Genomic DNA, 25,751 nt, shown 5'->3' with positions numbered 1-25,751 from the left:
CTCCGGATGTCGCGCTGCCCCGGGCTCACGTCGCTCCGCGCGTGATGTCTGGCTAGGCGAAGTCCAAAACTGGCGATTCACCTTCGGCCCGCGGCGCTCTAGGCTCGCGCGATCCGAGGAGCCGCCCATGCAGCCCAGTCCCGACGCCTTGCCCGCCGACCTCCCCGCCCCCGTGGATGACGGCGCCGCCGATCACCTGCGCGGGATGAGGCTGCCCGACGTGGCGCTGACGGCGACCGACGGCACGACCGTGTCGCTCGCGCGCCTGACCGGTCGCACGGTCGCTTATGCCTACCCCCGCACCGGCGAGCCGGGACAGCCGGCCCTGACGCCGGATTGGGACGCGATTCCGGGCGCCCGGGGCTGCACCCCGCAGGCCTGCGATTTCCGGGATAACCATGCCGCCCTGCGGGGGCGCGGCGTCGCCCAGGTCTACGGCCTCTCGACCCAGACCAGCGTTTACCAGCGGGAGGCGGCCGAGCGGCTGCGCCTCACCTTCCCGCTGCTCGCCGATCCGCACCGGGCCTTTACGATGGCCGCGCGCCTGCCGGTCTTCCAGGCGGGCGGGCAAGTTCTGATGCGCCGCCTCACCCTGGTGATCGACGACGGCGTCGTCAGCCAGGTTTTCTACCCGGTCTTCCCCGCCGATCGCAGCGCGCAGCAGGTGATCGACTGGCTCGACGGCAGCGCCTGACGCTTGGCCCCGGTCTCAGCCCTCTTCGGATTCCGGCTGGCGGATGCCGTAGCGGTTCTCGAGGGCCGGGCTCGGGCGGGCTTCGCCGCGGTAGCGGCTGGCGGTCTCGCCGGCAGCCCGGACCGGGCGCTCGCTCGGCTCGCGGCCGATGCGGTTCGAGAGGCTCGCGAGATCCACGAACTCGTCGGCCTGCCGCCGCAACTCGTCGGAGATCATCGCCGGCTGGGTCTGGATGGTGGAGATCACCGTCACCTTGACGCCGCGCCGCTGCATCGCCTCGACCAGCGAGCGGAAGTCGCCGTCGCCGGAGAACAGCACCATGTGGTCGATATGCGGGCTGAGCTCGAGGGCGTCGATCGCCAGCTCGATATCCATGTTACCCTTGTACTTGCGCCGGCCCATCGAGTCCGTGAACTCCTTCACGGGCTTGGTCACGACGCGGTAGCCGTTGTAATCCAGCCAATCGATCAGCGGCCGGATCGAGGAATATTCCTGATCCTCGATCATCGCGGTGTAGTAGAACGCGCGCAGCAGGTTGTCGCGAGCCTGAAATTCCTTGAGCAGCTTCTTGTAGTCAATATCGAAGCCGAGGGCCTTGGTGGTCGCGTAGAGGTTGGCGCCGTCGATGAAGAGGGCGCTGCGCTGCGGTGCTGCCATGGATGAGTCGAATCCTGAAAGAATATGGGTTGCCGGAAATCGTGTGCTGAAACGGCTGCTCGAAATCCGGGCGGAAAACCCAGGCCGTATCGTCGTGAACGAATGACGAGATAGAAAGAAATCCGGGACGGAAAAGCGTGGTCCCCTTCCGGGGTGACCGTCGCCCGGGCGTTTCAACCATTCGGGCGAAACACAGCCCTGTCAAGTCAACCGGAAGGAATGCGGCTCTCGATAGCGCGGTTTCCCTGGGACGTCGAGAAAAAAGTCGTATCGCGACGTATCGCGCCGAGTCCTTGGGATGAAAGACCTGAGTTGATCCGATAAACCTTAGGTCTATTGGGTGTTCGAGCGACCGGTCATCTTGCGCGCGCCCGATCGCCTCGCTGTTGGGCCCTTGCGATCAGGCGGGCTGGCGCCGTCCCGGGATCCGATCCGGCGGCCGGGCACCCTAGCCGTTCACGCGCTCGACGCTGTTGACCGGGCGCTTGCCGCGCAGCTCCGCGATGATCGCGGTCAGGTGCTGGAGATCCCAGACCGACAGGTCGATGGTGATGTCGGTGAAGTCCTGGGTGCGGCGCTTCATCGAGATGTTGTCGATATTGCCGTCGTGGTCGGCGATCACCTGGGCGATCTGGGCGAACACGCCGGGCTCGTTGATCGACTTCAGCGCCAGCCGGGCCGGGAACCGCTCGCTGCCCGAGGCCTCGGTATCCCAGCGGACGTCGAGCCAGCGCTCGGGCTCGTTGTCGAAGGCCGCGAGCGCCGCCGACTGGATCGGGTAGACGGTGACGCCGACGCCCGGGGTCAGGATGCCGACGATCCGGTCGCCCGGGACGGCGCCGCCGTTCGGCGCGAAGGTCACCGGCAGGTCGCCTGTGAGGCCGCGGATCGGGATCGCGTCGCTGCGGTCCTCGGCCTTGCCCTCGGCGCCCGGGAAGGTCAGCCGCATGGTCTGGTCGGCCGAGCGCACGAGGCGGCCGGCGCCGTTCAGCGCGCCCTGCGGCGTGGACGGCCGGCGCTCGTCGCGATGGTCGGGATAGACCGCCCGCACCACGTCGCCGGAAAACATCTCGCCGCGCCCGACCGCCGCGAACACGTCCTCGGTGGTGGCCCGGGCGAGCCGCGGCAGGGCGCCCCGCAGCTTGTCCTCGGAGAAGGTCTTGGCGGCGCGCTCGAAGGCGCGGTCCAGGATCTGGCGGCCGAGCCCGGCATATTGCCGGCGCACCGCCGCCCGGGTCGCCCGCCGGATCGCCGCCCGGGCCTTGCCGGTCACCACCAGGGATTCCCAGGCGGCCGGCGGCGAGGCCCCGTCCGAGCGGCTGATCTCGACCTCGTCGCCGTTGGCGAGCTCGTGCAGCAGCGGCGCCATCCGGCCGTTGATCTTGGCGCCCACCGCCGAATTGCCGACATCGGTGTGCACCGCGTAGGCGAAGTCGATCGGCGTCGCCCCCCGCGGCAGGGCGATCAGCCGGCCCTTCGGGGTGAAGCAGAACACCTGATCCTGGAACAGCTCCAGCTTGGTGTGCTCTAGGAACTCCTCCGGGCTGTCGCCCTCGGCCAGGAGCTCGATGGTCCGGCGCAGCCATTGATAGGCGCCGCTCTCGGCCGCGAGCTTGGGATGCACGCTGCCCTCGCGGGCCGCCTCCTTGGCCGAATCGATCCCGAGCTCCTTGTAATGGGCGTGGGCGGCGATGCCGTACTCGGCGATGTCGTCCATCGCCCGGGTGCGGATCTGCAGCTCGACGCGCTGGCTCTTCGGCCCGATCACCGTGGTGTGGATCGAGCGGTAATCGTTCTGCTTCGGGGTCGAGATGTAGTCCTTGTACCGGCCCGGCACCATCGGCCAGCTGGTATGGACGATCCCGAGCGCGGCGTAGCAATCCTGGACCGTATCCACGATCACCCGGAAGCCGAAGATGTCGGACAGCTGCTCGAAGGCGACCGACTTCCGCTCCATCTTCGACCAGATCGAGAACGGCCGCTTCTGCCGGCCGCTGACCTCGGCAGTGATGCCCTGGGCGGAGAGCTTTTCCGTCAGCACCTGCGCGATGGTCTCGACCACCCGCTCCGACTTGGCGGTCAGGCGGGCGAGCCGCTGGGTGATGGTGGCGTAGACCTCCGGCTCGATGTTGCGGAAGGCCAGGTCCTCCAGCTCCTCGCGCAGCTCCTGCATGCCCATCCGGCCGGCGAGCGGCGCGTAGATGTCCAGGGTCTCCTGGGCGATGCGGTGGCGCTTGTCCTCCCGCATGTGCTGGAGCGTGCGCATGTTGTGCAGGCGGTCGGCCAGCTTGACCAGCAGCACGCGCACATCCGCGGCGACAGCAAGCAGCAGCTTGCGGAAATTCTCGCCCTGGGCGGCCTGCTTGGAGACGAGGTCGAGCCGCTTCAGCTTGGTCAGGCCGTCGACCAGCGCGCCGATCTCCGGCCCGAACAGCCGGCGGATCTCCTCCAGCGTCGCCTCGGTATCCTCCACGGTGTCGTGCAGGACCGCGGCCACGATGGTGGCGTCGTCGAGATGCAGGTCGGTGAGGATTGCGGCGACTTCGAGGGGATGCGCGAAGAACGGATCGCCCGAGGCGCGCTTCTGCGTGCCGTGCGCCTGCATGGCGTACACGTAGGCCCGGTTGAGCAAAGCCTCGTCGGCGGCCGGGTTGTAGCGCTTGACTCGCTCGACGAGCTCGTACTGGCGCATCATCCGCCGGGCCGTCGTCGGTTCCTGGATGGCGCGCGGGGTCGGGGTCACGTCCGACTCTCCCGCAACGGGCGTGCCCGCGCCAGCCCCCGGCGGCGGAAAAGCGCCGGTTGCGACCGTATCGCCGTCCGAACGAGAGAACCCGGCGTCTCCGCCGGGTCCGGTCTCGTTCAAGTCGTGATCATCCAGACCCACGTCGTGCGGCTCGCTCGGTGGCTTACTCGCCCTCGTCGTCGGTCTCGACCGGCGGAGCGAGGTTCTCGAGGCCGCGCAGCAGGTCCTCCTCGCTCATGCGGTCGAACTGGACCGCCGAATCATCGCTGGAGGATTGCGGGGCCACGGCGGCGGCGGCCGGCGAGCTCGACAGCAGCGGCACGGTCTCGGCCTCCGGCTCGTCCACCTCGACGTATTTCTGCATCGAGTGGATCAGCTGCTCCTTGAGGTCGTCGGCCGTGATCGTCTCGTCGCCGATCTCGCGCAGGGCCACGACCGGGTTCTTGTCGCGGTCGCGGTCGATGGTGAGCGGGGCGCCGGCGGCCAGCAGGCGCGCCCGGTGGCTCGCCAGCAGCACGAGCTCGAACCGGTTCTCGACCTTCTCGATGCAGTCTTCGACGGTGACGCGCGCCATGCGGGGCGGCTCCTCAGCTTAAGCGACGGGTGATGTCGGGTGTGGCCTCACTCTACACGGAATGCCGTTGTGCAACAAGCACAGCGGGTTGCGCCCGGCGCGCGTCTGGCGGGCGATGGCCGGGGCGGCGGGCCTCGCGGATTGTGCGACGCATTGTTGACACTCGCGCCCTCGGGTGCGAGTGCGCGCCGCGCAATCCAGAATTCCGGCCGACAGGGGCCGCGTGTCGCACGGCGACCGCGACGAGACGAGAGCGACAGGACCGACCATGCGCGCACTCATCTTTCCCGGCCAGGGCAGCCAGGCGGTCGGCATGGCCAAGGGGCTGGCGGAGGAATTCCCCCAGGCGAAGGCCGTGCTCGACGAGGTCGACGACGCCCTGTCCCAGCCGCTGTCGCGGCTGATGGCCGAGGGGCCGGTGGAGGAGCTGACCCTCACGGCCAACGCCCAGCCGGCCCTGATGGCGGCGAGCCTCGCGGCCCTGCGGGTGCTCGAGGCCGAGCGCGGCCTGGACCTCGCCCGGGACGTGTCCTGCGTGGCCGGGCATTCGCTCGGCGAATACGCGGCGCTCGCGGCCGCCGGCAGCCTGTCGATCGCGGATGCGGCCCGGCTGCTGCGCCTGCGCGGCGAGGCCATGCAGGCGGCGGTGGCCCCGGGTGTCGGCGCGATGGCGGCCCTGATCGGCACCGATGTCGAGGCCGCGCGCGGCATCGCCGAGGCGGCCTCGCTCGAATCCGGCGGCGCGGTCTGCGACGTCGCCAACGACAATGGCGGCGGCCAGGTGGTGCTGTCCGGGGACCGGGCTGCGGTGGAGCGCGCGGTCGGCATCGCCACGGAGCGCGGGGTCAAGCGCGCCGTGATGCTCAACGTCTCCGCCCCGTTCCATTGCCGGCTGATGGCGCCCGCCGCCGACGCGATGGCGGCGGCCCTGGCCAAGGTCGACCTGAAGGCGCCCCGGGTGACGCTCTACGCCAATGTCACGGCCGCCCCGGTGGCCGAGCCCGAGGCGATCCGGGCGGCCCTGGTCGAGCAGGTCACCGGCACCGTCCGCTGGCGCGAGAGCGTCGCCGCCATGGCGGGCGCGGGGGTCGACCAGTTCTACGAGCTCGGCGCCGGCAAGGTGCTCACCGGCCTGGTCAAGCGCATCGCGCCCCAGGCGCGGGCCACGGCGATCGGTACGCCCGCGGACGTGGCGGCCTTCGCGCTCTAACGTATAAGGGGATACCCGCATGTTCGATCTCACCGGCCGGAAAGCCCTCGTGACCGGCGCCACCGGCGGCCTCGGCCAGGCGATCGCCCGCGCGCTGCACGCCCAGGGCGCCACCGTGGCGCTCTCGGGTACGAAGCCGGCGGCGCTGGAGGCCTTCGCGGCGGAACTCGGCGAGCGGGCGAGCCCGGTGGCGGCCGACCTCTCCGACAAGGATTCGGTCGAGGGCCTGGTCCCGGCCGCCGAGGCGGCGATCGGGCCTCTCGACATCCTGGTCAACAATGCCGGCATCACCCGGGACAACCTGTTCATGCGCATGAAGGACGACGAGTGGGAGCAGGTGCTCGCCGTCAACCTCACCGCGGCCTTCCGGCTCTCGCGGGCGGCCGTGAAGGGCATGATGCGCCGCCGCTCCGGGCGGATCGTCAATATCGGCTCGGTGGTGGGCTCGACCGGCAATCCCGGCCAGGGCAACTACGCCGCCGCCAAGGCGGGGCTGGTCGGCATGACCAAGGCGCTCGCCGCCGAGGTCGCCTCGCGCGGGATCACGGTCAACTGCATCGCGCCGGGCTTCATCAGCTCCCCCATGACCGACGCGCTCAACGAGAAGCAGCGCGAGGGCATCCTGGCCCGGGTGCCGGCCGGGCGGCTCGGCGAGGGCGCGGAGGTCGCCGCCGCCTGCATCTACCTGTCGTCGGCGGAGGCCGCCTACGTCACCGGCCACACCCTGCACGTGAACGGCGGCATGGCGATGTTCTAGGCCCCGACACCCCCGTCCGACACGCGCGTGCCACACCCGTGAAGGGAATCTGAACGGCTCTCGCCAGGGCGGGAACCCTGTGCTACCACGCCCCGCAGCCGTACAGGGGGTTGACGGTTCAGCGGGTTTTCAGTCCAAGGCCCCCCGGCGGGGCCGTCCCGGTTCACCTCGAAACACGCGCGATCGACACCGGCCCGCCAACAAGCCCGAAGGGGCGCGGCGCGGCCACGGCACCACCCCGAGACGACTGACAGACCAAAAGGACGAGGACGGAAGACCGATGAGCGATATCGCTGAGCGCGTGAAGAAGATCGTCGTCGAGCACCTGGGCGTCGAGCCCGAGAAGGTGGTCGAGAGCGCCAACTTCATCGACGACCTCGGTGCCGACAGCCTCGACACGGTCGAGCTGGTCATGGCCTTCGAGGAGGAATTCAACGTCGAGATCCCGGACGACGCCGCCGAGACCATCCAGACGGTCGGCGACGCGGTGAAGTTCCTGGAGAAGAACTCGGCCGCCTGAGGCGCCGGATTCGGTTTCACGCGGCGCGGGTGAGGCGAAGCAGCCCCCGCGCCGTTCTGCGTTTCGCGGTCGGGCGGGCACGGATCCGGCCGCAATCGGTTGTTCAAGATGCGCTCCGGTGGCAAGCCGGCGTCGATGGCGGCGGGGCGCGCTTCCCAAGACGGTCTTGAGACGGGACAGGTAGCATGCGGCGGGTGGTGGTCACGGGTCTGGGGATGGTCACGCCGCTCGGCAGCGGGGTGCAGCACACCTGGAGCCGGCTGATCGCGGGCGACAGCGGCGCCGGCCCGATCCGCGGCTTCGAATCCGCCGACCTGCCCTGCCGGGTCGCCGCGCAGGTCCCGTTCGGCGACGGCACCGGCGGCACTTTCAACCCCGACGCGGTGATGGAGCCCAAGGAGCAGCGCAAGGTCGATCCGTTCATCGTCTACGCGATGGCGGCGGCCGACGAGGCCCTGAAGGACGCGAACTGGCTGCCCAAGAGCCACGAGGATCAGTGCGCCACCGGCGTGCTGATCGGCTCCGGCATCGGCGGCATCGGCGGCATCTACGACGCCTCGGTCACCCTCCACGAGAAGGGCCCGCGCCGGATCTCGCCGTTCTTCATCCCGGGCCGGATCATCAACCTCGCCTCCGGACAGGTCTCGATCGCGTACGGGCTCAAGGGCCCGAACAACGCCGTGGTCACGGCCTGCTCCACCGGTGCCCACGCCATCGGCGACGCGAGCCGCCTCGTGGCACTGGGCGATGCCGACGTGATGGTGGCGGGCGGGGCCGAATCGCCGGTCAACCGCCTCTCGATCGCCGGCTTCTCCGCCTGCCGGGCGCTGACCACCGGCTTCAACGACACCCCGGAAAAGGCCTCCCGCCCCTACGACCGCGACCGCGACGGCTTCCTCATGGGCGAGGGTGCCGGCATCGTCGTGCTCGAGGAATACGAGCACGCCAAGGCCCGCGGCGCCAAGATCTACGCCGAGGTGGTCGGCTACGGCCTCTCGGGCGACGCCTACCACATCACCTCCCCGTCCCCGGACGGCGACGGCGCCTTCCGCTGCATGAGCGCCGCGGTGAAGCGCGCCGGCATCTCCCCGGCCGAGATCGGCTACATCAACGCCCACGGCACCTCGACGCCCATGGGCGACGAGCTGGAGCTGAAGGCCGTGGAGCGCCTGCTGGGCGACGCCGCCGCCAACGCGACCATGTCGTCGACCAAGAGCTCGATCGGCCACCTGCTCGGCGCCGCCGGCTCGGTCGAGGCGATCTTTTCGATCCTCGTCCTGCGCGACGGCGTGATCCCGCCGACCCTCAACCTCGACAACCCCTCAGTCCAGACCAAGATCGACCTCGTGCCCTTCGAGGCGAAGCGCAAGCAGGTGGACGTGGTGCTGTCGAATTCGTTCGGGTTTGGTGGGACGAATGCCTCGCTGGTGATGCGGCGGGTTTGAAAGGTACCGCATCACCCAGAGACGTACGTCAGGAGGCTCTGATCGATAAGGCGGCTTCTCTGACCTCTTGCACGAACCTTGACGCTTTGATGCGGTCTCGATCGAAGGGGCCGAGTGCTTTAAAAGCCCCGGCAAGACGTTCCCATTGACTCAATGTTGACGGGTCATTCGCCGTAAAAAAATCATTGATTTTTTCACATTGTTTTTCGACTTTAGAACTTCGCACGTCCGCCGTATTCGGGCCGCATATGTAATATTTTACTCCCATCAGGGCATACCAGCGGAGTTGATTGAATATGGGGTCAATACGATTATTGCTTAGATGAAGTTTCAGTCGATAATGTGCAAAAGACGACGTGTAGAAAATTTCCTCTTTGTTTGTGGCGGAGAAGACAATTTCCCTGAGGTCTTCTACAAGTTGGTTTGGATACCGACTAGATAGGTCGGGCCTATCAAAAAACATTGCGCCGCAGCATCGAGCGATTTCCTTAATATCAAATACTCTTATGCTCGGGATATTGTCTTTGCTGTATTGATGCGGCCTTCTTTCGAAAAATAGGCGACGTTCATCATCTTCACTCCTCACGTTAAAATATTTTTCTATGCTTTTGACGCTGTCCATTGTAGCTAAAAATTGATGATCCTCAATTTTGTTTTGTCTATTTGTAGATCTTACAATCTAATCGACGATTGCTTGATCTCGCGTTTCAATGATTTTGACCATCAACGTGGCGTCTTGGGGGATGTCTTTGCGAGCTTCAAACAAAACGTTAGATGTTTGGCAGCCGTTCACTATCTGATAGTCCTCAATATACATCTCATTGCTTTGAAGCCGAACTTCCGGAGAAATGATTGTAATTCCGTTGTTCAAAATTCCAAATCGTGATGATGAGGAAGGTGAAATCAGCGAGCCGACTATCTCAGAGTTTATGGCGCTGTCATCGAAAGAAATAAAATCGCGGACATTTTCATCGAAGATACTACGCCGTAAGCTGCCGCGATCGTCTTCCAGTACAGCTTGCACAAAATCGCGGGCAGAGACGGTTACTGCATAACTTTCTTCGATGCCAGCGCTCTTAGGAAAAGAGGCTGACCCGATAACTCGGAATTGGGCTTTGTAAGCGCCGCGTGACGCAACCCAATATTTAATTAGTTCGTCTCTGTCTAAGGCTACCACTCGGCAATCGTCAAAGAGCCCCGCATCGCAAAGCCGGGCTTGTAAGGCGTTTTTCGCGGCAAGAATTTCCGCAGCTACAAGACGCGGCCCGGACGTAACATAATAACAATCAATATCGGGTCTGCCCGATTTTACTTTTCCAACGTTGTTTATCACAAGATTAAATATTTCTCTCTGCTCATCAAGATATTCTGAATATGTATGGCTTGGACTTTCCGATATAAAGTCCTGAATCGCCGCTGAAAAAACGTCGAGTTCTTGCTTCTGCCAGCCTTCAGAGGTTTTCGACTGTACAAAGACGAGACGGACGGCATTATCTGTTTTGCGACTGGAAAATATCTTCTCAGCCTCGGATAGTGTTGTTATTATTTGGTCGTTGATGGCGTAGAACGCTGAGTCAATGCCCGGATCTGCTCCCTCATAAGTCAACAAATCCGGATTGACGTTTTCGAATGTAAACTGCTTGGCGATGCAGTAAGCACAGAATGCTTCGAACAACTTCGACTCGTCGAGCTTTAACGCAAACTCATCACGGAATGCCTGGACGTGAGACTTCACGACGCGATGCATCTTTTCCTCTCAAAACCGGGAATTGTTATTTTTAACTCGGTCCTGTTATTGTCCTGGGCAACTTAAGGTTTAGTAAAAAGATATTTATTTACCATCCCCGCCGCTCCTCAAGCCCTGGCGGCCACCCCTGCGGTGAAAGCACGTGCACCACCTCCGGCAGGGCCTGCGCTAGTTGCGAGAGCGACGCCTCGCGGTCCATCCCCGTTTGGCGCTGGAGGGCGTCGAGCGTGTCGGGGCCAAGCGCCTGGACGAGCTCGGCCGGAGCCACCGGGCGGTTGCGCAATCCCGCTGCGCGCCTATCATGCCGCCATGACGCTGGAATTCGCCTACCAGTTTCGGCAGGACGCAGCGCGGTCGGATCTGCGGGATCTCGACCGGGTCGCATTGATGACGGCTGCGACCAGCGATGATGGCGATGTGCTGGCGCCTGGCACGGAAGGGACGATCGTCAGCGTCTATCGCGGCGGTGAGGCCTACGTGGTCGAGTTTCCGACACCCGTCGGCGCGCTGGCGACGGTTCGGCCCGGGGACATCAGACTGGTCGAGCGCGCGCCGGTGTGACCGACGATGTCGAAGCGATCGTCTGGACCGTCGCGTGGCCCAAGATCGTCAGCTACCTGCTCAATCCGGCGCATACGGATGGCGCATCGAAAGCCAAGTATCTGCTGGCCTTCGGGTATGCGGCGGCGGAGCCGGAACGGCTCGCCGGTGATCTGGTGAAACACGCGGTCGATCATTGGCCGGGGCGTGCCGTGGTGCTTCCGCTCGGTCTGCCGCGTCGCGTGTTCGAAGGACCCGTCGAAGCGCCGGATCGACGCGTCATGTCGCTTCGCAGTGTTTGGGAGGCCACCAGCGACACCCAGTTACGGTTCCTGACCGCTTACCCTTGGAAATCCTGATGGGCGATGCGGCTCTTGCAGGACAATGACTGCCGAGCACGCAGCAAATACGTTGAACAATGCTCCTGCCCTCCCCCTCATCCTGAGGTGCCGAAGCGTAGCGGAGGCCTCGAAGGAGCCCTCCAGGGATCTACTGTGACCTCTGGAGGGCTCCTTCGAGGCTGCTGCGCAGCACCTCAGGATAAGGGAGAGATAGGAAGTCGATTGATAAGAACTGATTTCGATCATGATACCAGATCGAAGAGCTTTCAGCCTTTGAGTTACGGCGCTTGGAAGCCGCGGTTCACCATCCCCGCCGCTCCTCTGCCCCCGGCAGCCGCCCCTGAGGCGTAAGCGCGTGCACCACCTCCGGCAGGGCCTGGGCCAGTTGCGAGAGCAGCGCCGCGCGGTCCATGCCGGTCTGGCTCTGGAGGGTGTCGAGCGTGTCGGGGCCCAGCGCCTGGGCGAGCTGGGCTGGGGCCACGGGGCGGTTGCTGCCATGGCCGATCCAGGATTCGATCACGTCGCCGAGGCCCCCCTGGCGGAAGCGGTCGACCAGGCCGTCGAGGCCGCCGAGATCGCCCTCCCCCGGATCGTTCTGGCGCTCGGGGGCGGCGCGGCTCCGGGCCGGGCCGGACTCGCCCGGGCCGTCGAGCATGCCGGACAGGTCCGAAAAATCGCCGGGCGGCAGGGTCGGGTCGGACGGGCCGGCCTCGCGGCGCTGGCCGGACTGGTCCCAGCCGCCGATATCGCCCGGATCGCCGCGCCCACCGGCATCGGCCGGATGGTGCCCCGGATCGCGCCCGTAGGGGCCGGCGCCGCCGGACCGGTCGGCTTCCGGGCCGGGCTCACGCCCGCGTCCCTGCCCGAAGATGTCGCCGAAGCCGCCGCTCGCGCCCTTGGCCAGCAGCAGCATCAGCAGGGCCTTCACCAGGGGCGACATCCCTCCGGATCCCTGCTTCTGGCCGCCGAACACCTGACCGAGCACGCCGCCGATCGCCGATTCGAGCAAACCCATGCGCATCCCTCCGGGGCGGACGCCGCCCGGCGTGACAACGGCGGGTGGGGGATGGGGGTTGCAGCGGGTGATGTGACGCCGTCGGGCGCGCGGCTTCATCCCTTGCCGGATGCGGCGCGGGTCCCCTCTCCCGCACGGGAGAGGGGCAGGGTGAGGGACCAGGGTCTTCCGGAAAGGTCGCCTCCCTCACCCCAACGCCCTCCCGCACGGGGAAGGAGAGCGCGTCGGGGTGGCATGACGGGCGGTCCAATGTCCGGCCCGCCCTCCCCCGCCGAGCCTCAGCGTTCCAGCGAGGCCTGGGCGGTGCTGGCGGTGGTCGGCTCGACCAGCGGGACCGTCGCGGCCGAGAGCGCCAGGGCGGCCAGGAACAGGCCGGTGGCGGCGGCGCCGGCCCGCGGGCGCGGCAGGCGGAGGGCGTAGCGGCGGGCGGAGCGCGTCAGGTTCGGCATCGGATCGCCTCTTCTGGTTGTAGGCCGCGGGGGCCATTCTCGCAGAAGCAACGTCGCCGGGGGGAGGATCGGTTCCCGTCCGGATGCGGGCCGCAGCTTTAGGGACGGGCGACCCGATGGCGCGCCAGGGCGCCGAGCGCGCAGCCCAGGAGATAGGCCGGCAGGAGCAGGCCGGCGCCCTCCAGCCAGAGGCCAAGCAGGCCCGGCACGATCCCGGCCAAGGCGAGGGCCGCCAGCAGGGCCGCGAGCCCGCACAGGGCCAGCGGCACGGCCGGCCGGGCCGGCCAGCCGACGAGCCCTCCGACCACCAGGCCCAGCGCCCCCGCCCCGGCGAGCCCCGGCCAGAATGCGGTGAGCAGCAGCATCACGACCGTCCCGCCTCCCCGGCGGCGCTTCGGCGGTGCTGTCCCACCTGCGCCCTCATCCTGAGCGGCGCTGGACGGATCGGGGTCTGTGTCGGTTTCATACGGGTTCCGTTTGCTTGACCCGGCCTGTCACCCCGCGCCGTGATCGCGCGCGCAGCGCAGCGACCCGGGGATCCGCCGCGTTCCGCGATCGTGCGCTGCCCTGGGTCGCTGCGCTGCGCGCGCAATGACGGGAGGGCCGCGATCATAGGCCCAAAACGGCGCGGGCGCGCGGCCCGGGCCTCACGGCAGCAGCGCGAAGGCGACGGGGCCGGCCGGCGCGTCCGGCCCGGCGCTGACCTGGTCCGGCCGGACCCCGGCCTGGAGCAGATACTCGATGACCGCCTGCGCGCGCAGGCGCGGCAGGTCGAGGGGCGGGTCGTCGGCGGCCTCCTTCGGCTTTTTTTCGGCTTTTTGGGTGGGGGGCGTCTTGGTGCCGGCGGGTTTCGCGGCCGCGGGCTTGGCAGGCTCGGCCTTCTTCGCCGCGGCGTGGGGCTCGGGGGCCGGAGGCAGCTTCGCGGCGGGCTTGGCGGACGATTCCTGGGGATCGGGCTTGGGGTTGGGCTTCGGGGCCGAGCCGGTGGCGGCGGGCGCCTCGTGCGGGGCGGCCATCGCGGTCGGCGTCTCCGTGGGCGCGGCGCCCTCCCCCGGGGCCGGCTTCGGCTTGGCCGGATCGGCGGGGGCCGAGACCGCGATGCGCAAGGTCGGGCAGGCCTTGGCCAGGGCCGCCAGGGCATCGAGAACGGGGTAGAAGGTCGGCGCCAGCGTCGCGCTGCCGGCCGGGAAGCGGAGGGACGCCCGGTCCAGCGTCGCGGCGGCCTCGGCCCGGCAGGCGGCCGGGTCGCGGGTCTCGGCGGGCTGGCGCGCGGAAACCGCGGCCTGCCCGGTCCAGCCGGCGGGCAGCGCCTCGGCCAGCCTGTCCGGCAGCCGGGCGGCGGCCTCGCGGTAGAGGCTCTCGCCGGTGAGCGTCAGCGCCCGGTCGGACACCGTGACCTCCCCGATGGCGAGGTTCACCACCAGGGGGGCGGCCGCGGCCAGCGCCGTGCCGAGATCCGGCGGGGCGCCGTCGGCCAGCCGGGTGCGGTCCACCACCGGCTCGCGGAACAGGCGCGGCCGTAAGGCAGCGAGCACCCGCTCCCGGGTCGCGTCGTCGGGCAGGTGGCCGGTCAGCGTCACCGCCTCCGGGGTCCGGCGGATCGCCACCCGGTAGGGCGAGAGCGGCCGGGCCGCCAGCGCCACCCGCCCGGCCTTCACCCCGGCGGGCCGGGCCTCGCGCATCAGCGCGGCGGCGTCGGGAATCGCCTGGGCGTCGATGGCGTCGCCGGTGACCGCGATGGTGTCCTCCGCGAAGGTGACGGTGCCCGCCTGGATCAGCTCGGCCAGCTTGAACGCGAAGCCGATCAAGGCCTTCGGGTCGATCGCCGGGTCGAGCCCCCGTGCGGTGAGCAGCCGGTCCTGCACGGTGCCGCCGGGCACGGCCTCCGCGGCGGCGCGCAGGGCCGCCTCCCGGTCCGCCGCGGAGGGCGCGAAGCCGTCGAGCACGATCCCCCGGGCCGATTTCTCTACCGCGAACCGGAACTGCGCCACCGCGGGCGGCACGATCTCGATCCGCCCGATGCTGAACCCCGCGGGCGGGTTCGCCAGGGCGGACCGCAACGCCTCGTAGGCCGGCACGTCCAGGGCCTCGCCGGACAGGTTGAGCACGGTGTCGCTGACCGCCGCCCGGCCGCCCTTGGCGAGCCCTGACAGCCGGGCGGCCAGGAACGCCGCCGCGCTGGCGAAGTCCGGGGGCGCGCCCCGCGCCGCCCGGGCGGTGTCGTCGAGATAGGTCCCGGGCGCCAGCGCCCCGGTGATCCGCGCCTCCAGGGCCCGCCGTCCGATCTCCACCGGGCGGCTGCCCTCCAGCGCCACCCGGGCGGTCCCGGTGCGGATCGCCGCCCATTGGAACGGCGTGGCCGTCTCCACCAGCCCGACCTCCGAGACGATCCGCCGGGGCCCCTCCAGGGCGGCGAGCTTCGCCAGCACGGTCTCGCGCTCGCCGACATCCGGCGCCTCGCCCTCCGCCGCCAGGTCGCGCCCCCGCGCCTCCAGCCGCAGCCAGGGCTCGCCGGTGGCGGTGGCAGTGCCGGCGGCAACGCGCGCGCCGGCAGCCTCGAGGGTCTCGGCGATCTGCGGGGCGGCGTAGAGGGTCGCGCTCGCCCAGATCAGCGCGAGCGCCGGCAGCCCGGCGAGCCAGCCGGCGCTGCGCAAGCCTTGAGCGAACACATCTGGCAAGGGCACAATCGTTGGTTAAAGCGGATCCGGACCGCGAGACCATACCGTCAATCCGGCAGGATGAAGGCCGATTCTTCGGCGGGACGGGGCCGAATTCTTCGCCGGAACGCCGATCCGGTCGCCGAAAAAGCCGCTGCCTTCGCGGGATCCGCCTCAAAAATGCACGGCGCTTGCATCATCCCCGCAACCACCGCGAGACTACGCCACGGAGTTCGTCGCTTGGCCCGGACCGTCTGCCCGCATGATTGCCCCTCCGCCTGCAGCCTCGACGTGCAGGTGGCGGACGGCCGCGTCGTCTCGGTGAAGGGCGGCGACAATCCCTACACCGCCGGGGTGATCTGCGCGAAGGTCAGCCGCTACGGCGAGCGGGTCCACCATCCGGATCGGATTCTGCAGCCGCTGGAACGGGTTGGCCCCAAGGGCAGCGGCCGGTGGCGCCCGATCGCATGGGACGCCGCCCTCGACCGCCTGGCCGGCGCCTTCACGGAGACCGCCGAACGCCACGGTCCGGAGGCGGTCTGGCCGTACAATTCCGGCGGCACGATGGGGCTCGTCCAGCGCGACAGCATCCACCGGTTGACCCATGTGATGGGCTATTCCCGCCGCAAGCGCACCATCTGCACATCGATCGCCATCGCTGGCTGGAGCGCCGGTGTCGGCCGCGTCGCCGGCCCGGACCCGCGGGAAATGGCGGTCTCCGACCTGATCGTGGTCTGGGGCGGCAACCCGGTGAGCACCCAGGTCAACGCGATGAGCCACATCAGCCGGGCCCGCAAGACGCGCGGCGCCAAGCTGGTGGTGATCGATCCCTACCGCACCGGCACCGCGGCGGCGGCCGACCTCCACCTCGCGCCGCGCCCCGGCACCGACGGCGCCCTGGCCTGCGCGGTGCTCCACGTGCTGTTCCGCGATGGCTACGCGGACCGGGCCTATCTCGCGGCCCATGCCGAGGACACGGCGGCGCTGGAGGCCCATGTCGCGACCCGAACCCCGGACTGGGCGGCGGCGATCACCGGCCTCACGGTCGCCGAGATCGAGGCCTTCGCGGCGCTCTACGGCGCGACGCCGCGCAGCTACATCCGCTGCGGCTTCGGCTTCACCCGGACGCGCAACGGCGCGGTCAACCTCCACGCGGTGACCTGCCTGCCGACGGTGACCGGCGCCTGGCAGCACGAGGGCGGCGGCGCCCTCTGGCAGAACGCCGCGATCTTCAACTGGGACAAGACCCTGACCGAGGGTCTCGACGTCAAGGCCCCGGGGGTGCGCGAGCTCGACATGAGCCGGATCGGCGCGATCCTGGCCGACGATCCGGACGCCCTCCAGGGCGGCCCGCCGGTGCGGGCCATGCTGATCCAGTCGGCCAATCCGGCGGCTTCCGCCCCGGACAGCAACCGCGTGCGCGCCGGCCTGATGCGGCCCGACGTGTTCGTGGCCGTGCACGAGCAGTTCATGACCGAGACGGCGGCGCTCGCCGACCTCGTGCTGCCGGCCACGACCTTCCTGGAGCACGACGACATCTACGGGGCCGGCGGCCACAGCCACATCCAGTCCGGGCCGGCGCTGCTGGAGCCGCCGGGGGAATGCCGCTCCAACCACGACCTGATCGCCGCCCTCGCCGGCCGGCTCGGGGCCGCCCATGCGGGCTTCGCCTTGAACGCCCGGGGCCTCGCCGACGCGACCCTGGCCCGATCCGGCTGGGGCGGCCTCGACCGGCTGGAGCAGGAGCGCTGGATCGACGCGCAGCCGAGCTTCGCCGAGAGCCACTTCCTCACCGGGTTCGGCCATCCGGACGGGCGCTTCCGGTTCAGCCCGGACTGGTCGGCACTGGGGCCGCGCGCCGCCGGCATGCCGGCCCTGCCCGACCATTGGGCGGTGTCCGAGCCCGGCGATGCCGAGCGTCCGTTCCGGATGGTGGCGCCGCCGGCCCGCCAGTTCCTCAACACCACCTTCACCAACAGCCCGGAATCGATCCGGCGCGAGGGCCGCCCGACCTGCCTGCTCCATCCGGCGGACGGCGCCCGCCTCGGGATCGCCTCCGGGGACGCGGTGGAGATCGGCAATGCCCGCGGCCGGGTCCGGCTGCATGCCCGCCTCGCCGAGGGGCAGCCGCCCGGGATCGTCGTCGTGGAGAGCCTGTGGCCGGCCGCCGCCTTCTCGGGCGGGCGCGGCATCAACGCGCTGATCGGTGACACCCCGGCCGCCCCCAACGACGGCGCCACCTTCCACGACACCGCGGTGTGGGTTCGGGCGGCCTGAACCGCCGGAACCCGCCAGAGGCGCCAGGGTTGGCCACGGACACACCGTCTCGTGGAAGCCGTCAGCCATGCGCGCCCTCCTCACCGCCGCCATGCTGCTCCCGTTCGCCACGTCGGCCTGGGCGCAGAACCTGTCCGCCACCGCGACCGCACCCTCGGCGGCCTCGCTGGAGCCGGTCACGGCGATTGCCAATCCGGGGCAGCTCAGCCTCGGCGGCGGATCGACCACAGGCCCGTTCCCGAGGCTCTCGGCGCAGGGCGGCGGCCTGGCGAATGCCGGACAGCTCAGCTTCGGCGGTGGCGGCTCCGGGGGCGGCAGCATCGCGCCGCCGACCAGCGCGAGCACCAGCACGCGTCAGCTCGGCCTCACGGGGTCCGGAACGACCGGTGGCGCCGGCATCACCGGTACGACGTCCCGGTCGGGCGGGACCGCGAGCACGATCGGGGCGACCGGGGCGCGCAGCGGCTTCAACACCGCCTCGCGTTCGGCCTCCGGGTCGATCTCGGGCAATGCCGTCTCGTCTTTCGGTCTGGGCGGGATCGGCGGGGGGGCGGCCATCGCCACCGGTCTGAACACGAACGGCAATGCGGCCGCGTCGGTGGCGTCGTCCGGGACGGGCGGCTTCGGCTTCGCCAGCGGCGCCGGGATCGGTGCCAGCGCGACGGGCCTCAACGTCGATCCGGCTGCGACCGCGACGGCCACCGCCGGCGCGGGCGGAGCTGCTGGCGGCGGCGCCGGCATCGCCGGCAGCGCGAGCGCGGCGATTGGCCGGGATCTCGACGCGGTCGACGCCGCCGGGGTGGCCCGCGGTGGCGGCGGGGCGGTCGGAGGCGCCGGGATCGCGGCCGGTTCCGGGCAGGTCGATACGGCCTGCAACGGGCCCCTGGCATTGGCCTGTCTCGGCGGGGCGAACACCTTCTGACGGCCCTGCCGAAGCGGGCGGAACCGGGTTGGAGCGGTGCCGTTCCTTGTGTTCCGGCACCTCGGCCGGAGCAGGAGGCGACGATGCAGAGAGCCATGAGACCCGTCATGCTGGGCCGCGTTTCGCTCGCGGCTGTTCTGTTCGTGGGGCTGTCGAGCGCGGCTCTGGCGCGCGATGTGGGCGCACCGGCGCAGGGCGCCAAGGGCCGCGCGGGGAGCCTTCACGGCATCGGGTTCAACGCGCCGAAATTCGGCGCCGATATCCGGACCGGCAAGGACCAGCCCTATACCTGGCCGGTGAGCGACCGCTATCACCCGGTATCGAAGCCGTTCTACGGCCGGGCCTACTAGAGCGCTTGCCGCCGAAGTCGGTACTGGTCCGACGGAAGCGGGCACGTCACTTTGAAAGCCCACACGGTCGGCGCGGGACGGCGCGCCGGCTGCCATCGAGCGGAGAGCCGCGGAGAGAGCGTCATGCCGGTGCGGTGTCGGCCGATCGTCTTAGCCCTGATCTGCATGCCCCTGCAGGCTCAGGCGGGCGAGTTCGCTCACGTCCCGCCGGCCCAGGGGATGGTGATGCCCCTCCCCGATCCCGGCATGGCGAACAGCGCGCCTAGTCCGGCTCAGGAGCCCGAAGCGGCCCCGCCCGCGCCGCCGCCTCCGGTCGTCGATCCCGCCGGCGGTCGGCGTCGGTATCAGGCGCTCGGCAGCGGCTTCCCGTCGACCGATGGCCGGCTGCCGAACCAGCGGACCGGTCCCCGCCGGGAGCATGTGGTGCACGACATCTGCATCGGGTGCTGAGCGGGCCGCCCCGGAGCCGCGGGCAGGCTGGAGCTTCCGATCACTGCAGCGCGTGGGACTCGGTGTTCGCCCGGATCCAGCGCGGCGACAGCACGTCGCCCGCCTCGGTGATGATCCAGGGCTGTGCGTCGTCGGCGGCGATCGCCTCGGCTGCGGCGGCGAGCGCCTCCCGCAGCGTCGCGAACGGACGTCCCTGGGCGGATCGACCGAGCGAGCGGCTCGGCCACACGGTCAACTCGGCACGCTTGTCGAGGTCGGCGGGCGTCATGGTCGCGCTCCGGGCATTTGAAGATTGGATTCCGTCTAAACCACCTATGTGACGTGGGGCTGGCGATCGTGTTGCTGATTCGTGTCAGCGGGCTCGCGCGCTCGATCCCGGGGCGTCGGCCACTTCGGCGAGGCGGACGACGCCAGTGCGATCGCATAGAGGCGGCTACGGACCTTCGGCGCGGTCGTCGTGCCGGTTTTACCGCCGGGGTGGAAAATTAAATCTTGATGCAGCTCAATTTATATTTGAGAGTTCATCGGATGAAATTTAGTTCATTTGCTGGGAACGCATAGCGCAAATCGTGGCGGGACTGTTTTTTCCCCTGCGCAGCAACCGCGAGAACTGCAAAACTTTGCCGACGTAGCGGTATGTTGCAATGCGCAATCAGCATGCCGCATCGCACAAATCCGTGGTCTCATGCGCTCAGCGATTGCATCCCGCGATCGAACCGGAGTCGCACCATGCGCACGATCCTCATCCTCGCGTCGGCGGCGCTCACCTCCGCCGCCATCTTCACCGGCCCCGCCGCCGCCGACGACAGCCTGCACCTGACGCCGCCGCTGTACCGGGAGCAGGCCCGCGCGGCCACGCAGGCCCGCGCCGTCGGCGACCTGACGACCACGCCCCAGCCGGTCTCGGCCGCCCGTCCCGGCAGCCGCCCGGTTGCGGCCCTTCCGCGCTCGATCGTCCAAGCATCCGCCGACACGACCCGCTGAAGCCGCTCGCGGCGCTACGTTCGGCCCCCTCTGTCGGGGCCGTTTCAGACGATGTGCAATTCCTGGGCGGCGACGCTCGGGGAGACGCCGCGCCGGATCAGGCGGCGGGTCCGGGCCTGGTGCCCGAGTTCGCTGCTCACCGCAGCGCCCGTCGCGCGATAGCCTTCAAGGTACAGGTCCAGCCAGGCGTATTGCACCGCGACTGCGAGAAGGGCGGCATTCTCCGCCTGGCGGATGCTCAGCCGGATGGTCTCGTCCATCAGACGGCCCACCTCGCCGTACATCATCGGCAACTCCACATCCTGGATGGGCCGGCGGCACCAGGACACGTCGCCGGCCCAGGACCGGAAGCACCGGCTCCGAAGAACCGGCGCCTCAGGTCCGTGCGCTCAGTGCGACGCCTGATCGGCGGCGTGCTGCGTCTCCTGACCCATCTGCTGGGCCGCGTCCTGGCCCTGTTTTACCGCCTTGCGGGTCTCCTCGACACCCTGCTGCATCGCAGCCTTGGCGCGCTCGGCACCCTGCTGGAACGCGCCCTGGGTGAGGCCGCCGAGATCCTTGGCCTGCGCCTGCATGGCGGCGAAGCGCTCGCGCACGTATTCGGCCTGAAGCTGCATCGCCTCCGGGAAGGACTTGGCCGCAGCGAGCTTCTGCGCCAAGTCGAACGCCGCGCGGACGTTCTGCTCCGCATAGTCCAGGCTGCGCGCGTAGATGTCCTGCGCGTTGGTCCGGGCCACGTCCGTCGAGCCCTGGAGGGTATCGGTCGCGCGCCGGGCGGAGCCGATGAAGGTTCCGAACGCCTTGCGGGCCTGCTCGACGCTGGTTTCGGCCAGATCGCGCATTTGCGGCGGGACCTCGAAGCTGGGAATATTCGCCATGACTGGTCTCCTTCGGCCGCACGTCTGGCCGCGGCCATCGCCGTTGTGCACTGCACAAGCGAGAAGGTCCAGGGATCGACGGGTGACGGGAACCCGTCTCTGTCAGATCTCGGTCTCGCGCCGGATGATCGCATCCTCATCGCTGCCCTTTTGCGACAGGCCGACCTCCGGCTCGTCCTCTCCGGTCGGCAGTGGCTTGGTGGAGGGTCTCGACGCGATGTCCGACAGCCCGGCCTCCGAAACCCGATCGATCGGAGCAGGGGGCGGTTCCGGAACAGTCCTGGGCTCGCGCGACTCTGTCATTCGAGGCCTCCCTGTCCCAGAGCAACGCGGCGCCGGCCCCGCGGGTCCCGGGGGTTCAGTATCGGTAGAGCGCGATCGCGTGCGCCGCGCTATATGCGGACGTGAAAGCTAAGGAGAGCGTCGTGTTCACCGTTAAGGGGATCGATCCGTCCGGCCGCGTCATGACCTTCGCGTGCGGGACCGACGAGCAGGCCATGGAGAAGACCTGGGAGCTCGCCCGCCGCGGGTTCCGGGAGATCATGGTGGCCGATCCCAAGGGCAAGGAGATGTCCGCGGCCGCGTTCGAGCGGTCGCTGGACATCGATTGGGGCGAGTGAGCTGCAGCCGGGTTCGTCGCAGTCCACTGATGATTCGGCGCCCTCGCCCACGCCGAATCGGTATTCGCGCCCGCAGCGTGCGCTTTAGCGGTTGCCGAGCGCCGGACCGCCCGCGGTGCCGCCGGTGCCGGGCGGCCCGCTCGTCGGGGTGCCGCCGATATTGACCCCCGGCGTCGTCCCCGGGACGGAGGAGTTGCTGGGGTTGGCCGTCGTGCCCGTGGTGATCTGGGCGTTCGGGCCGTTGCCCACGGTGCCGGCTCCGACGCCGCCCGTGGTGGGCGGTGCGGTCACGCCGGTATTGCCGGCACCGCCGGTGGTCACCTGCGCGGCGGCCGGGCCGGCCAGCAGGAGGGTCAGGGCGCCCGAGAGCGCCAGCGTCATGCGTGTCATGGATCCGTCCGTTGTCGGGTTTCGGACCCCAACGGATGCGAGCCGGCGAAGTTCACGGCGGCACGGCCGCGAACGAGCTCAGTGCAGTGCGTAGCAATTCGTGATGACGCGCGGGTTGCGCGTCACGTCGTACAGGATCGAGCACTGGACGAGGTATTTGGTGTCCTTCTTCCGAAACAGGATCAGGGAAGACCGATTGTCGAACGTGCCGGTATAGCCGGCGATCTCCCAGCCATCGGCGCTCAGCCGTTCGATGGTGAGCGGCTCGGCGGCGGAGGCCGCCAGGACCGCGCCCAGGGGGAGCGCGAAACCGAGGCTCCAGCGCATGGCCTTCACGGTCCCGGTACCGCGTCGATGTCCGGTGCGGGGTCGGGCTGCAGCGACCCGGAATCGTCCTCGGGCGGGGACGGGAGCCTGGGTGGCGGCATCTCGCCGGTGTTCGGCGGCGTCGGCAGGCCCTGGGGCAGATCGGGCACGGGCGCGTCGTCGGCGCTGGGCGATCGTTGATCCGGCATGGATGTCCCTCGCAGCGGCGCCGCAACCGGGATGGAGCGGGCCCGGCACGGAGTGAACACACGGTGCGGTCGAAGGTGCCCCATCGGCCGCGGCAACCGTTCGACGGCTACGCGGTTCTGTCCCCACGTGGCCGATCCCGGCTACGCCAGCATGAGAGCCCCCGTGACCCGCTGCCTCGTTCCGTTCCTGACCGCCACCCTGATCGTGGGTGTCCTCTCGCCAGCCGCTGCGGTCACCCGGAAGGTGAAGGTGCCGAACCGCTACGACGGCGCCTGGACCATCGTGGCCACCACGTCCGAGGGGCCCTGCGCGGCGCAGACGAGCTATCAGGTCCAGATCAAGGACAGTGACGCCTCGATCCCCGGGGACGAGGTCGATATCGACGGCGGCGTGTCGTCGAGCGGCAGCGTGCAGGCCACGATCACCAGCGGCTCGAACACGGTTCCGATCGCCGGCAGCCTCGACACCCAGGGCGCCGGCAGCGGCACCTGGCGGACGACCGGCGGCGCGATCAGCTGCAGCGGCCGGTGGAGCGCGCGGCGCTCGAGCTGAGTCGCGGGGCGCGCGTCAGACCGAGGTGATGCCGCGCCGGATCCGCGATCGGGCCGACCGGTCGGCCTCCGGCTCGTTCGTCGCTGCGCCGATCTCCTCCGCCTTGCGCCAGACCGAGCGGCAGACCAGGATCTCGTTGCTCGCATCGAGGCTGAGGACAAACCTGTCCGGCACGATCTCGGCCTCCGGCAGGGCGACCCGAATGCCGCCCAGGGAGCGATCGTAGACGATACAGGGCAGGCTGCGATGCTCGTCGATCGAGATGCTGCCGGTCTCGTTCAGGACCGTGCGCGGCGCATTCCGTCGATCAAGCATCGCCGTCTCGTGAACCTCGAAGCGCACAGCTTCGGCGTTGCGGGTTCAGATGACGTGTCGGAAACCCATCGGATTGTCCGCAATCCGGGCCTGCAGGCCGGCGCGCTATCCGGTGACCACCTCGACCAAGGTCGCGAGAAAGCCGAGCGCGACGGCGCCGATCCCGCTCATGAACATCACGTCCCAGCCCGCGAAGTCCTTCGACCGGGGGGCGCGGGTGAAGGCGAAGGCCGTGAGCGCAGCACCGCACACGACGAGCGCGACGGCGATGGTGATCGGTGTCGACATGGCGCAATCCTCCGACGCCGGTCTTCTGGCCCTTGGGGCTCTTGTCGGAACGATCACAGCCGGCGTGATCTGCTTTCACTCGTCCACGCTCGAAACATGACAGACGTTCCCAGTGCGAACAAGGAGATAATCTGTTCTGCACTGCAGAACGGATGTTGAGGCCGGCACCGATATCTCGTCTTCGGCGCAACTCTGTCTAGAGCCTGTCTCGGATATCTCGAACCGTGCGTTGCGACGGCCGGAGAGCATTGGGCGCCTCAATCGACGAACACCCGGACGCCGTCGGTGTTGAGGATGTCCCGCTGGTCCGCGCACCATTGGTCCGCGCCGACCTCAGCGATCGTCCTGGCGACGCGCTGGCCTTCCTCGGCGATGGCGGCCTTCGCCTGACGACGGCCGATGGCGGAATCGAGCGCCCGGCGGACGGTCCGCGACAGGCCTTCGGAGACCGTGTCGTCCACGGTGTAGAGCTTGCGGCAATAGAGGACGATGCCGGCCTGGGCGCCGACGATCCGGACCAGCCCGTTGATCGTCTCGGTCCGCTTCGCGTCCTGCGCGGTCGCAGCTCCCGGAACCAGGATCGAGGCGGCCAGCGCGGCGGCGAGCAGGGCGCGTCTCATGGGCGGGCGGATCCTCTGTGCTGGGGCCGGACCCGCGCCTGCCGGCACCGGTCCGCGACAGAGAGATAGGGCCGACAGCCCCGGATGCCGCCCCGGTCGAGGGCCCGGCGAAGCGACATCGGATCGCGGTTCGGCCGCTGCGCCGCGCGAGGCCCGTCGCGCCCGACCGTGGCCACGGCCCGCGGGGGCGATCTTAATCGGCGGCCGCTTACTTGCGGGCCGACATCATGTCGTGGGTGAGCACGGTCAGCTTGCCGATCAGGCTGGTGATGTCGGCGCCCTTGCAGGACCATTGCGTGCCGATCGCCTCGCCATCCGCGGAAACCGAGACGACGGCCACCGAGCGCAGACGCCCCTCGCGGGCGAGGGCCAGTTGCTCCTGCAGCACCGCGATCACCGATGCGGTGTCCTCGTCGGCCACGGTCGGGGCGATATGCGCCGGGAAGGCCACGACGGAGTTCGGGTTCGTCTGCTCACGCTTCATCATGCTTCGATCCCGCGCCTGTCACTCTCGGGATCCGGCGTGGGCATCTGCTTTGTGCAGAGTGTGGCAGCTTGTCCGTGTCACGCCACGTGCCGGACGTGTGTGGCCGTGCGGCAACGTTCGGGGGCGTCGGCAGGGCCGGGTTATCCACCGCGGCGGTTCATCGGCAGGGACGGCGGCACGCGGTCGACGAATGAGGGGGCCGGATTGCGTGCGCGCCGGTCCAAGCGCGCGGCGGAACGACCTCGGCGGCGCCTGCCGCCGGAGGCGTTCAGGTGGTTCAAGCGGCCTTGCGGCCCTTGCGCTCGCGCTCGGCCATGGCACCGGGCTGACCCAACCCGATCGCCTTGGCGAGGGCGGAGCGCTGCTCGGCATAGCTCGGTGCGACCATCGGATAGTCGGCCGGCAGGCCGTAGCGCTCGCGGTAGCTCTGCGGGCTCAGACCGTTCGCAGTCAGGTGCCGCTTCAAGGTCTTGTAAGTCTTGCCGTCGATGAAGCTGACGATCCCGTCCTGCTGCACCGACTTGCGGATCTGGGCCGGGCTCGGCTTGTCGACCGCCTCGCGCGGCGCCGTACCGGCCGGAGCCGTGCCCGTACCGGAGGCGAGACCGGCGATCGCACCGTGCACGCGGGCGATCAGTGCCGGCAGCTCGGAGGCCGGAACGGGGTTGTTCGACACGTAAGCGGCGACGACGTCGCCGGCCAGCCCGATCAGATCTGGCGTGTGCACAATCGTTTCTTCTGTCACTTCAT

The 25,751-nt window shown here is 69.0% G+C and carries 33 protein-coding genes and 1 pseudogene; 13 read left to right on the top strand and 21 right to left on the bottom strand.

The genetic code is table 11. The annotated features are described in order from the left end of the window. The first annotated feature begins 127 nt into the window (after positions 1 to 127). On the top strand, positions 128 to 694 hold the full coding sequence (locus LGR69_RS10630) for a peroxiredoxin (RefSeq protein WP_230365992.1): 567 nt from the start codon (positions 128 to 130) through the stop codon (positions 692 to 694). A gap of 15 nt (positions 695 to 709) precedes the next feature. Here LGR69_RS10630 and LGR69_RS10625 read toward each other — a convergent pair whose 3' ends face one another. The 3 genes from LGR69_RS10625 to rpoZ all read right to left on the bottom strand — a co-directional run bounded on the left by LGR69_RS10625 (position 710) and on the right by rpoZ (position 4,671). Next, on the bottom strand, positions 710 to 1,351 hold the full coding sequence (locus LGR69_RS10625) for a LabA-like NYN domain-containing protein (protein WP_007559065.1): 642 nt from the start codon (positions 1,349 to 1,351) through the stop codon (positions 710 to 712). A gap of 448 nt (positions 1,352 to 1,799) precedes the next feature. Further along, positions 1,800 to 4,046, bottom strand: coding sequence for a RelA/SpoT family protein (locus LGR69_RS10620; protein WP_091863856.1), 2,247 nt, complete (start codon positions 4,044 to 4,046; stop codon positions 1,800 to 1,802). A 214-nt stretch (positions 4,047 to 4,260) separates the two neighbouring features. Next, on the bottom strand, positions 4,261 to 4,671 hold the full coding sequence (gene rpoZ / locus LGR69_RS10615; protein ID WP_007559067.1) for a DNA-directed RNA polymerase subunit omega: 411 nt from the start codon (positions 4,669 to 4,671) through the stop codon (positions 4,261 to 4,263). A 268-nt stretch (positions 4,672 to 4,939) separates the two neighbouring features. Here rpoZ and fabD point away from each other — a divergent pair, with 268 nt between their 5' ends. The 4 genes from fabD (at position 4,940) to fabF (ending at position 8,603) form a co-directional block, all read left to right on the top strand. Beyond that, on the top strand, positions 4,940 to 5,881 hold the full coding sequence (gene fabD, locus LGR69_RS10610; RefSeq protein WP_007559068.1) for an ACP S-malonyltransferase: 942 nt from the start codon (positions 4,940 to 4,942) through the stop codon (positions 5,879 to 5,881). A 19-nt stretch (positions 5,882 to 5,900) separates the two neighbouring features. Beyond that, positions 5,901 to 6,638: a 3-oxoacyl-[acyl-carrier-protein] reductase gene (fabG, locus tag LGR69_RS10605; protein WP_007559069.1), complete on the top strand. Its 738-nt coding sequence runs from the start codon at positions 5,901 to 5,903 to the stop codon at positions 6,636 to 6,638. 280 nt (positions 6,639 to 6,918) lie between these two features. Beyond that, positions 6,919 to 7,158 (top strand): acyl carrier protein, encoded by a 240-nt coding sequence (locus LGR69_RS10600; RefSeq protein WP_007559070.1) that lies wholly within the window; start codon positions 6,919 to 6,921, stop codon positions 7,156 to 7,158. A gap of 185 nt (positions 7,159 to 7,343) precedes the next feature. Continuing rightward, entirely contained in the window at positions 7,344 to 8,603 is a 1,260-nt protein-coding gene (gene fabF / locus LGR69_RS10595) for a beta-ketoacyl-ACP synthase II (RefSeq protein ID WP_230365991.1), read from the top strand. Between the two features lie 28 nt (positions 8,604 to 8,631). Here the strand turns inward: fabF and LGR69_RS10590 are convergent. Both LGR69_RS10590 and LGR69_RS10585 read right to left on the bottom strand, forming a co-directional pair. Then, positions 8,632 to 10,350, bottom strand: a pseudogene (locus LGR69_RS10590) (AIPR family protein). 88 nt (positions 10,351 to 10,438) lie between these two features. Beyond that, positions 10,439 to 10,735, bottom strand: a complete 297-nt coding sequence (locus LGR69_RS10585) for a YidB family protein (RefSeq protein WP_230365990.1) — start codon at positions 10,733 to 10,735, stop codon at positions 10,439 to 10,441. Between LGR69_RS10585 and LGR69_RS10580 the strand changes: the two genes are divergently transcribed. Both LGR69_RS10580 and LGR69_RS10575 read left to right on the top strand, forming a co-directional pair. After that, positions 10,660 to 10,911 carry a DUF4926 domain-containing protein gene (locus tag LGR69_RS10580; RefSeq protein WP_091863798.1) on the top strand — a complete coding sequence of 84 codons (252 nt, stop codon included), beginning with the start codon at positions 10,660 to 10,662 and terminating at the stop codon, positions 10,909 to 10,911. The genes LGR69_RS10585 and LGR69_RS10580 overlap by 76 nt on opposite strands. Further along, a complete protein-coding gene (locus LGR69_RS10575; RefSeq protein WP_007559073.1) occupies positions 10,908 to 11,249 on the top strand; it encodes a DUF6883 domain-containing protein in 342 nt (113 codons plus the stop codon). Before LGR69_RS10580 ends, LGR69_RS10575 begins: the two co-directional genes overlap by 4 nt. A 283-nt stretch (positions 11,250 to 11,532) precedes the next feature. Here LGR69_RS10575 and LGR69_RS10570 read toward each other — a convergent pair whose 3' ends face one another. The 4 genes from LGR69_RS10570 to LGR69_RS10555 form a co-directional block, all read right to left on the bottom strand. Next, complete coding sequence (locus LGR69_RS10570) at positions 11,533 to 12,246, bottom strand: YidB family protein (RefSeq protein ID WP_230365989.1); 714 nt, start codon at positions 12,244 to 12,246, stop codon at positions 11,533 to 11,535. Between the two features lie 278 nt (positions 12,247 to 12,524). Further along, positions 12,525 to 12,695 (bottom strand): hypothetical protein, encoded by a 171-nt coding sequence (locus LGR69_RS10565; RefSeq protein ID WP_007559075.1) that lies wholly within the window; start codon positions 12,693 to 12,695, stop codon positions 12,525 to 12,527. A gap of 98 nt (positions 12,696 to 12,793) precedes the next feature. Beyond that, positions 12,794 to 13,060 carry a hypothetical protein gene (locus LGR69_RS10560; RefSeq protein WP_230365988.1) on the bottom strand — a complete coding sequence of 89 codons (267 nt, stop codon included), beginning with the start codon at positions 13,058 to 13,060 and terminating at the stop codon, positions 12,794 to 12,796. Positions 13,061 to 13,342: 282 nt separating this feature from the next. Continuing rightward, positions 13,343 to 15,379 (bottom strand): hypothetical protein, encoded by a 2,037-nt coding sequence (locus LGR69_RS10555; RefSeq protein WP_230365987.1) that lies wholly within the window; start codon positions 15,377 to 15,379, stop codon positions 13,343 to 13,345. Between the two features lie 213 nt (positions 15,380 to 15,592). Here LGR69_RS10555 and LGR69_RS10550 point away from each other — a divergent pair, with 213 nt between their 5' ends. The 3 genes from LGR69_RS10550 (at position 15,593) to LGR69_RS10540 (ending at position 18,901) form a co-directional block, all read left to right on the top strand. Beyond that, entirely contained in the window at positions 15,593 to 17,629 is a 2,037-nt protein-coding gene (locus LGR69_RS10550) for a molybdopterin-containing oxidoreductase family protein (RefSeq protein ID WP_230365986.1), read from the top strand. Between the two features lie 67 nt (positions 17,630 to 17,696). Next, on the top strand, positions 17,697 to 18,551 hold the full coding sequence (locus LGR69_RS10545; protein ID WP_230365985.1) for a hypothetical protein: 855 nt from the start codon (positions 17,697 to 17,699) through the stop codon (positions 18,549 to 18,551). 107 nt (positions 18,552 to 18,658) lie between these two features. Further along, a complete protein-coding gene (locus LGR69_RS10540; RefSeq protein WP_230365984.1) occupies positions 18,659 to 18,901 on the top strand; it encodes a hypothetical protein in 243 nt (80 codons plus the stop codon). A gap of 490 nt (positions 18,902 to 19,391) precedes the next feature. Here LGR69_RS10540 and LGR69_RS10535 read toward each other — a convergent pair whose 3' ends face one another. After that, positions 19,392 to 19,619, bottom strand: coding sequence for a hypothetical protein (locus LGR69_RS10535; protein ID WP_007566086.1), 228 nt, complete (start codon positions 19,617 to 19,619; stop codon positions 19,392 to 19,394). A gap of 461 nt (positions 19,620 to 20,080) precedes the next feature. On the opposite strand from LGR69_RS10535, the gene LGR69_RS10530 reads away from it, so the two are divergent. Next, positions 20,081 to 20,335, top strand: coding sequence for a hypothetical protein (locus tag LGR69_RS10530; RefSeq protein WP_230365983.1), 255 nt, complete (start codon positions 20,081 to 20,083; stop codon positions 20,333 to 20,335). A 44-nt stretch (positions 20,336 to 20,379) separates the two neighbouring features. On the opposite strand, the gene LGR69_RS10525 is transcribed toward LGR69_RS10530, so the two are convergent. The 3 genes from LGR69_RS10525 to LGR69_RS10515 all read right to left on the bottom strand — a co-directional run bounded on the left by LGR69_RS10525 (position 20,380) and on the right by LGR69_RS10515 (position 21,516). Next, on the bottom strand, positions 20,380 to 20,622 hold the full coding sequence (locus LGR69_RS10525) for a hypothetical protein (RefSeq protein ID WP_230366227.1): 243 nt from the start codon (positions 20,620 to 20,622) through the stop codon (positions 20,380 to 20,382). Between the two features lie 102 nt (positions 20,623 to 20,724). Then, positions 20,725 to 21,213 (bottom strand): phasin, encoded by a 489-nt coding sequence (locus LGR69_RS10520; RefSeq protein WP_007566092.1) that lies wholly within the window; start codon positions 21,211 to 21,213, stop codon positions 20,725 to 20,727. 102 nt (positions 21,214 to 21,315) lie between these two features. Continuing rightward, positions 21,316 to 21,516, bottom strand: a complete 201-nt coding sequence (locus LGR69_RS10515; protein ID WP_122159647.1) for a hypothetical protein — start codon at positions 21,514 to 21,516, stop codon at positions 21,316 to 21,318. Positions 21,517 to 21,638: 122 nt separating this feature from the next. Between LGR69_RS10515 and LGR69_RS10510 the strand changes: the two genes are divergently transcribed. Then, on the top strand, positions 21,639 to 21,833 hold the full coding sequence (locus tag LGR69_RS10510) for a hypothetical protein (RefSeq protein ID WP_007566096.1): 195 nt from the start codon (positions 21,639 to 21,641) through the stop codon (positions 21,831 to 21,833). Positions 21,834 to 21,917: 84 nt separating this feature from the next. On the opposite strand, the gene LGR69_RS10505 is transcribed toward LGR69_RS10510, so the two are convergent. The 3 genes from LGR69_RS10505 to LGR69_RS10495 all read right to left on the bottom strand — a co-directional run bounded on the left by LGR69_RS10505 (position 21,918) and on the right by LGR69_RS10495 (position 22,738). Beyond that, positions 21,918 to 22,223, bottom strand: coding sequence for a hypothetical protein (locus LGR69_RS10505; RefSeq protein WP_007566098.1), 306 nt, complete (start codon positions 22,221 to 22,223; stop codon positions 21,918 to 21,920). A 78-nt stretch (positions 22,224 to 22,301) separates the two neighbouring features. Further along, positions 22,302 to 22,550 (bottom strand): hypothetical protein, encoded by a 249-nt coding sequence (locus LGR69_RS10500; protein WP_091863857.1) that lies wholly within the window; start codon positions 22,548 to 22,550, stop codon positions 22,302 to 22,304. A gap of 5 nt (positions 22,551 to 22,555) precedes the next feature. Then, the gene (locus LGR69_RS10495; protein ID WP_230365982.1) at positions 22,556 to 22,738 is read right to left on the bottom strand and encodes a hypothetical protein; all 183 of its coding nucleotides are present in this window, start codon (positions 22,736 to 22,738) and stop codon (positions 22,556 to 22,558) included. Between the two features lie 163 nt (positions 22,739 to 22,901). Here LGR69_RS10495 and LGR69_RS10490 point away from each other — a divergent pair, with 163 nt between their 5' ends. Next, positions 22,902 to 23,291, top strand: a complete 390-nt coding sequence (locus LGR69_RS10490; RefSeq protein ID WP_230365981.1) for a heme utilization protein — start codon at positions 22,902 to 22,904, stop codon at positions 23,289 to 23,291. Between the two features lie 15 nt (positions 23,292 to 23,306). Here LGR69_RS10490 and LGR69_RS10485 read toward each other — a convergent pair whose 3' ends face one another. From LGR69_RS10485 to LGR69_RS10465, 5 genes are all read right to left on the bottom strand, one after another. Continuing rightward, positions 23,307 to 23,606, bottom strand: coding sequence for a PilZ domain-containing protein (locus LGR69_RS10485; protein WP_230365980.1), 300 nt, complete (start codon positions 23,604 to 23,606; stop codon positions 23,307 to 23,309). 105 nt (positions 23,607 to 23,711) lie between these two features. Beyond that, complete coding sequence (locus tag LGR69_RS10480; protein WP_007566108.1) at positions 23,712 to 23,894, bottom strand: hypothetical protein; 183 nt, start codon at positions 23,892 to 23,894, stop codon at positions 23,712 to 23,714. A gap of 257 nt (positions 23,895 to 24,151) precedes the next feature. Beyond that, a complete protein-coding gene (locus LGR69_RS10475) occupies positions 24,152 to 24,514 on the bottom strand; it encodes a hypothetical protein (RefSeq protein ID WP_230365979.1) in 363 nt (120 codons plus the stop codon). Between the two features lie 208 nt (positions 24,515 to 24,722). Continuing rightward, the gene (locus LGR69_RS10470) at positions 24,723 to 24,998 is read right to left on the bottom strand and encodes a hypothetical protein (RefSeq protein ID WP_370881360.1); all 276 of its coding nucleotides are present in this window, start codon (positions 24,996 to 24,998) and stop codon (positions 24,723 to 24,725) included. A 280-nt stretch (positions 24,999 to 25,278) separates the two neighbouring features. Further along, the gene (locus LGR69_RS10465; RefSeq protein WP_230365977.1) at positions 25,279 to 25,746 is read right to left on the bottom strand and encodes a Ros/MucR family transcriptional regulator; all 468 of its coding nucleotides are present in this window, start codon (positions 25,744 to 25,746) and stop codon (positions 25,279 to 25,281) included. Positions 25,747 to 25,751: the final 5 nt, after the last annotated feature.

Source organism: Methylobacterium brachiatum (assembly GCF_020523825.1).
GTDB classification, from domain to species: Bacteria; Pseudomonadota; Alphaproteobacteria; order Rhizobiales; family Beijerinckiaceae; genus Methylobacterium; species Methylobacterium brachiatum.
Note: the sequence above shows the minus strand (reverse complement) of the source record. Positions and strands in the feature narration are given on the sequence as shown.